The 6265-nt window shown below is 54.5% G+C and carries 6 protein-coding genes, 3 tRNA genes and 1 other RNA gene; 7 read left to right on the top strand and 3 right to left on the bottom strand.

Features of this window, described 5'->3' with window-relative positions; translation table 11 throughout:
* Positions 1 to 2: 2 nt before the first annotated feature.
* From EDF73_RS07860 to pnuC, 6 genes are all read left to right on the top strand, one after another.
* A tRNA-Lys gene (locus EDF73_RS07860) sits at positions 3 to 78 on the top strand.
* Between the two features lie 47 nt (positions 79 to 125).
* Positions 126 to 201, top strand: a tRNA-Lys gene (locus tag EDF73_RS07855).
* 47 nt (positions 202 to 248) lie between these two features.
* Positions 249 to 324 (top strand) — tRNA-Lys (locus EDF73_RS07850).
* Between the two features lie 24 nt (positions 325 to 348).
* Positions 349 to 481, top strand: a non-coding RNA gene (locus EDF73_RS07845) — RtT sRNA.
* A 361-nt stretch (positions 482 to 842) separates the two neighbouring features.
* Positions 843 to 1886, top strand: a complete 1044-nt coding sequence (gene nadA, locus EDF73_RS07840) for a quinolinate synthase NadA (protein WP_132728142.1) — start codon at positions 843 to 845, stop codon at positions 1884 to 1886.
* 36 nt (positions 1887 to 1922) lie between these two features.
* On the top strand, positions 1923 to 2642 hold the full coding sequence (gene pnuC / locus EDF73_RS07835) for a nicotinamide riboside transporter PnuC (RefSeq protein ID WP_132728016.1): 720 nt from the start codon (positions 1923 to 1925) through the stop codon (positions 2640 to 2642).
* Here the strand turns inward: pnuC and zitB are convergent.
* Positions 2639 to 3583: a CDF family zinc transporter ZitB gene (gene zitB / locus EDF73_RS07830; protein ID WP_132728013.1), complete on the bottom strand. Its 945-nt coding sequence runs from the start codon at positions 3581 to 3583 to the stop codon at positions 2639 to 2641. The two genes, pnuC and zitB, sit on opposite strands and share 4 nt — an antisense overlap.
* 108 nt (positions 3584 to 3691) lie before the next feature.
* The gene (locus EDF73_RS07825; protein WP_132728010.1) at positions 3692 to 4036 is read right to left on the bottom strand and encodes a YbgS-like family protein; all 345 of its coding nucleotides are present in this window, start codon (positions 4034 to 4036) and stop codon (positions 3692 to 3694) included.
* Positions 4037 to 4352: 316 nt separating this feature from the next.
* On the opposite strand from EDF73_RS07825, the gene aroG reads away from it, so the two are divergent.
* Positions 4353 to 5405: a 3-deoxy-7-phosphoheptulonate synthase AroG gene (gene aroG / locus EDF73_RS07820; protein ID WP_132728007.1), complete on the top strand. Its 1053-nt coding sequence runs from the start codon at positions 4353 to 4355 to the stop codon at positions 5403 to 5405.
* 93 nt (positions 5406 to 5498) lie between these two features.
* Here the strand turns inward: aroG and gpmA are convergent, their stop codons facing one another.
* Positions 5499 to 6251 carry a 2,3-diphosphoglycerate-dependent phosphoglycerate mutase gene (gpmA, locus tag EDF73_RS07815; protein ID WP_132728004.1) on the bottom strand — a complete coding sequence of 251 codons (753 nt, stop codon included), beginning with the start codon at positions 6249 to 6251 and terminating at the stop codon, positions 5499 to 5501.
* Between the last annotated feature and the right edge of the window lie 14 nt (positions 6252 to 6265).

Raw genomic sequence — 6265 nt, 5'->3', positions numbered from 1 at the left:
GCGGGTCGTTAGCTCAGTTGGTAGAGCAGTTGACTTTTAATCAATTGGTCGCAGGTTCGAATCCTGCACGACCCACCAGTTTTATACTGGTGACGAGTGAAGAAGAATTCAGACAGTACCCGAGCGGGTCGTTAGCTCAGTTGGTAGAGCAGTTGACTTTTAATCAATTGGTCGCAGGTTCGAATCCTGCACGACCCACCAGTTTTATACTGGTGACGAGTGAAGAAGAATTCAGGTAGTACCCGAGCGGGTCGTTAGCTCAGTTGGTAGAGCAGTTGACTTTTAATCAATTGGTCGCAGGTTCGAATCCTGCACGACCCACCAATGTAAAAAAGCGCCCTAAAGGCGCTTTTTTGCTATCCACGGGGGACAAAATTCGCACCTGCAGCAGGTTCGGGTCGAACGTAGTGAGACAACGGAGCCGCTTGCGGCGACGGCCCGTAGGGCGAGGCGAAGCCGGGTCATCCTGCACGACCCACCAATGTAAAAAAGCGCCCTAAAGGCGCTTTTTTGCTATCCACGGGGTACAAAATTCGCACCTGCAGCAGGTTCGGGTCTCACGTAGTGAGACAACGGAGCCCTTGCGGCGACGGCCCGTAGGGCGAGGCGAAGTCGGGTCATCCTGCACGACCCCATGGAGGATGCCGCTTTTTGCTATCCGCTGTTTTTCCACCACAAAAATAGCTCCCTCTTTCTTTGGCTTCATTCAGGTATAAATTCCTCACGACAATTTCTGTACAATCGGCTATCTTGTTTAGCATATAAAACATCATGACCGTTATGATGCCCTGTGTGGGCATATTTACGGTTTTTGAGTTAAGCCAGTAAAACGAGATTGCATGATGAGCGTAATGTTTGACCCTGAAACGGCGATTTATCCATTCCCGCCTAAGCCATTGCCCTTAAGTCGCGATGAAAAGCACTTTTATCGGGAAAAGATTAAACGTCTGCTGCGTGAGCGCGATGCGGTGATGGTCGCCCACTACTATACCGATCCTGAAATTCAGCAACTGGCAGAAGAGACCGGCGGCTGTATTGCGGACTCTCTGGAAATGGCTCGTTTCGGCGCTCGCCACACGGCATCAACATTGCTGGTTGCCGGGGTCCGCTTTATGGGAGAAACGGCAAAAATCCTCAGCCCGGAAAAAACGATCCTGATGCCCACGCTAAACGCCGAGTGCTCTTTGGATCTGGGCTGTCCAGTTGATGAATTCAATGCTTTTTGCGATGCGCATCCCGATCGCACCGTGGTGGTCTATGCCAATACCTCGGCGGCGGTAAAAGCGCGCGCTGACTGGGTTGTTACCTCCAGTATCGCTGTTGAACTTATCGAACATCTGGATAGCCTGGGCGAAAAAATTCTTTGGGCGCCGGATCGTCATTTAGGGCGTTACGTGCAGCGACAAACCGGCGCGGACGTACTCTGCTGGCAAGGGGCCTGTATTGTCCACGATGAGTTTAAAACTCAGGCGCTGACGCGAATGAAGGCGCTGTATCCCGATGCTGCCATACTGGTGCATCCTGAGTCGCCACAGTCGATCGTTGAGATGGCCGATGCGGTCGGCTCGACCAGCCAGCTGATTGCCGCCGCCAGAACGTTGCCTCAGCGCCAGCTTATTGTCGCCACCGATCGGGGGATCTTCTACAAAATGCAGCAGGCGGTGCCGGAAAAAGAGCTGCTGGAAGCGCCGACGGCGGGAGAAGGGGCGACCTGCCGCAGCTGCGCCCACTGTCCGTGGATGGCGATGAACGGCCTGAAGGCCATCGCTGAAGGGCTGGAGCACGGAGGCCTTGAACACGAAATCCAGGTGGATACCCAGCTGCGCACCGGGGCATTAATTCCGCTTAACAGAATGCTGGATTTTGCAGCTACACTACGGGGATAACTGACAAACGGCGTCATCATACGCTCTGGGGAAAATATGGATTTTTTTAGTACACAGAACATTTTGGTACATATACCCATTGGGGCCGGGGGATACGACTTATCATGGATTGAGGCGGTCGGCACCCTTGCCGGGCTGTTGTGTATCTGGCTGGCGAGTCTGGAAAAGATCGGCAACTATGCTTTTGGGCTGATCAACGTGACGCTGTTCGCCATCATTTTCTTTCAGATTCAGCTCTATGCCAGCCTGCTGCTCCAGGTATTTTTCTTTGCCGCTAATGTTTATGGCTGGTACGCATGGTCGCGGCAAACCAGCGACCATGAGGCCGAGCTGCAAATTCGCTGGCTACCTTTGCCCTGGGCGCTCGGCTGGCTGACGGCTTGCGTGGTGGCGATTGCGCTGATGACGGTGTTCATCAACCCGGTCTTCGCATTCCTGACCCAGATTGCGGTGACGGTGATGCAGGGCCTGGGGCTGCAGGTGACGATGCCGGAGCTCCAGCCGGATGCGTTCCCGTTCTGGGACTCCTGCATGATGGTGCTGTCGATCGCGGCGATGATTCTGATGACCCGCAAATATGTCGAAAACTGGCTGCTGTGGGTGATTATCAACGTCATCAGCGTGGTGATTTTCGCCCTTCAGGGGGTGTACGCGATGGCGCTGGAATATCTGCTGTTGACCTTTATTGCCCTCAACGGCAGCCGCATGTGGATGAACAGCGCGCGTGAGCGAGGTTCTCACGCGTTATCTCGTTAATGATGGTGCTGATGGCCATGCCCGGCGTGCGTCAGGTTAAGACGGCATTCCGGGCCGCTACAGGGCTGATACTCCATCTGCACGGTGACATGTTCAATAGCATATTTATGCTGCAGAAAGGTTTGAATACGATTCAGCAGGCCGTCGTGATCGTACGGCGGTACCACCTGAACATGCAATGTCATCACCGTTTTTTCGCCGACCAGCCAGACGTGAACATGATGGACATCGCGAACCTCCGCAACGGAGCGATGCAAATCGCGTTTTAGCCCCTCGACATCTAACGAGCGCGGGGCCCCTTCCAGCAGCTCGTTCATGCTTTCCTGCAACAACCGCCAGGCGCTACGTAACACCAGGCATGACACCAGTACCGACAAAATCGGGTCAATCGGCGTCCAGCCGGTGGTCAGAATCACTATCGCGGCAATAATTGCCCCAACCGAGCCCAACAGGTCGCCGAGGACATGCAGCGCGGCGGCGCGAACGTTGAGGTTCCGCTCCGCGCTGCCGCGGTGCAGGATCCAGAACGCCAGGATATTGGCCAGCAAACCGGCAACGGCAATGACCATCATCGTGGCGCCGGCGACAGGTTGGGGATGGTTAAAGCGTTGCACCGCTTCCCAGACGATAAGAATGGTGATCACCACCAGCGCAATCGCGTTGACGAAAGCCGCCAGCGTTGTCAGACGCAGCCAGCCGAAGGTATGGCGGGTGTTGGGCGGGCGGTTGGCGAAGCGGACCGCCAGCAGGGCGAACAGCAGGGCGGCTGAATCGGTCAGCATATGGCCGGCATCGGCCAGCAGCGCCAGCGAGCCAGAGAGTACTCCGCCGATGGCTTCAACCAGCATAAAACCGGCGGTGACGATGAAAGCCTGCAGCAGCCGGCGGGCATTATTATCTTCCGACGGTGAAGGAGAAGTATGAGAGTGCGCGTGGGCCATGGTGCCATCCCCTGATAATTATCATTATTACTGTATGACATCATACCGCTTTTCGGTTAACAAAATGAAAAAGGAGAGCCGTAGCTCTCCTGATGTTAAACCTGGGGGTTACTGGGTGGTACCGTCGGTTTTGCTGCTGTCGCCCTGGGGACTATCCGGGCAGCGGCCGTCTTTGCACATCGAGTTTTTATGCGCTTCGTCGCTGGTCATCCCGCCGCTATTGGCAGGTGAATCTTCGGAATGGAGCATCGTCCCGCCGGAGTTGATTTTATTGTTATCAACGTTATTCGGCGCTACGTTTTCACGGGCATCGGGGGCGACCTGCCCGGCATCGGCGGCGGCGTTTGCCTGCCCGTTATTGGATTGCGCGCCGCTATCTGCCGCCAGGGCAGCGCCACTGGCCAGAGTGAGGGCGGAGGCTAAAAAGAGGGTGGTGAGTTTGGTCATTTTCATCGGATGCTCCTGTTATGGTCGAATTGTCGGATAGCCGCTTCCAACAGTGCATTTGCCTGAGTGGTGACACGCTCTGGTTAAAGACCCTACATCAAAGAGTTACACCAGCATGGAATACTAATTATTTGCGTAAAATATGGCTTTAACAGTTAAAAATTATAGCTTAAGGATTATTATTCGCTACTTTATGGCGTTTTTAACCCTATTTCCAGGATTAATCTGTCGCGACTGTAAAATCATGTTTACACTTTTTCGGCGAAGAGATAGATTGGAGGGATTGCATTTAAATAGATAAGATGGCAACGCTGGAAAGAACATGAATTATCAGAACGACGATTTACGTATTAAAGAGATCAACGAATTATTACCTCCCGTTGCGCTCCTGGAAAAATTCCCCGCTACCGAAAACGCCGCAAATACCGTGGCTCATGCGCGTAAAGCGATCCATCAGATCCTCAAAGGCAACGACGATCGTCTGCTGGTGGTGATTGGCCCGTGCTCAATTCACGATCCTGCTGCGGCAAAAGAGTACGCCGGGCGTCTTCTGGCGCTGCGTGAAGAGCTGAAAGGGGAACTGGAAGTGGTGATGCGCGTCTATTTTGAAAAACCGCGTACCACCGTCGGCTGGAAAGGGCTGATTAACGATCCGCACATGGATAATAGCTTCCGCATCAATGACGGTTTGCGTATTGCGCGTAAGCTGCTGCTGGAGATTAACGACAGCGGGCTGCCTGCGGCGGGTGAATTCCTCGATATGATTACCCCACAGTATGTTGCCGACCTGATGAGCTGGGGAGCTATCGGCGCGCGTACCACGGAATCGCAGGTGCATCGTGAACTCTCTTCCGGCCTCTCTTGCCCGGTGGGCTTTAAAAACGGCACTGACGGGACCATTAAAGTGGCTATCGATGCGATCAACGCCGCCGGCGCGCCGCACTGCTTCCTGTCAGTGACCAAATGGGGCCATTCGGCGATTGTGAACACCAGCGGTAACAGCGATTGTCATATCATTCTGCGCGGTGGTAAAGAGCCGAACTACAGCGCGAAGCACGTCGCGGAAGTGAAGGTCGGTCTGGCGAAAGCGGGCCTGCCGGCGCAAATCATGATCGACTTCAGCCATGCCAACTCCAGCAAGCAGTTTAAAAAGCAGATGGAAGTAGGGGCGGACGTTTGCCAGCAGATTGCCGGCGGTGAGCAGGCGATTATGGGGGTGATGATTGAAAGTCACCTGGTGGAAGGGAATCAGAATCTGGAAAGCGGCGAGCCGCTGACCTACGGTAAGAGCGTGACCGATGCCTGTATCGGTTGGGAAGATACCGATCTCATCCTGCGCCAGCTGGCGGACGCGGTGAAAGCCCGCCGCGGCTAATGCGTTGCGTCGCCCGGCCCGGCGTCGCGACGCCGGGCTGAGGGCAATAAAAAAGCGTGGACGACTCCACGCTTTTTTTATGGCTGGCGAAAATTACTTCGCTTTACCCTGGTTGGCTACCGCTGCGGCTTTGGCGGCGATTTCATCCGCGTTGCCCAGGTAGTAGTGTTTGATCGGTTTGAAGTTTTCATCGAACTCATAAACCAGCGGCACGCCGGTCGGGATGTTCAGTTCGAGGATTTCATCTTCGCCCATGTTGTCCAGGTATTTCACCAGCGCGCGCAGGGAGTTACCGTGAGCGGCGATAATCACGCGCTCACCGCTTTTCAGGCGCGGCAGAATGGTTTCGTTCCAGTAAGGCACAACGCGCTCAATGGTCAGCGCCAGGCTTTCGGTAAGCGGCAGCTCTTTGTCGGTCAGTTTTGCATAACGCGGATCGTGACCCGGATAGCGCTCGTCATCTTTGGTCAGCTCCGGCGGGGTAATGGCAAAACCACGACGCCACTGTTTTACCTGCTCGTCACCATATTTTTCCGCAGTTTCCGCTTTGTTCAGACCCTGCAATGCACCGTAGTGACGCTCGTTCAGCTTCCACGATTTTTCTACCGGCAGCCACGCTTGATCCAGTTCGTCCAGCACGTTCCACAGAGTGTGGATGGCACGTTTCAGCACAGAGGTATAAGCAAAGTCGAAGCTGAAGCCTTCGTCTTTCAGCAGTTTACCTGCCGCTTTTGCTTCACCAACGCCTTTCTCGGACAGATCGACGTCGTACCAACCGGTGAAACGGTTTTCATTGTTCCATTGGCTTTCGCCATGACGGACCAGTACCAGCTTAGTTACAGCCATTCTCTCACTCCTCA

Origin of the sequence: Klebsiella sp. BIGb0138, assembly GCF_004342285.1 — a bacterium.
Lineage (GTDB): Bacteria > Pseudomonadota > Gammaproteobacteria > Enterobacterales > Enterobacteriaceae > Klebsiella.
This window is presented reverse-complemented; position numbering and strand designations above follow the sequence as displayed.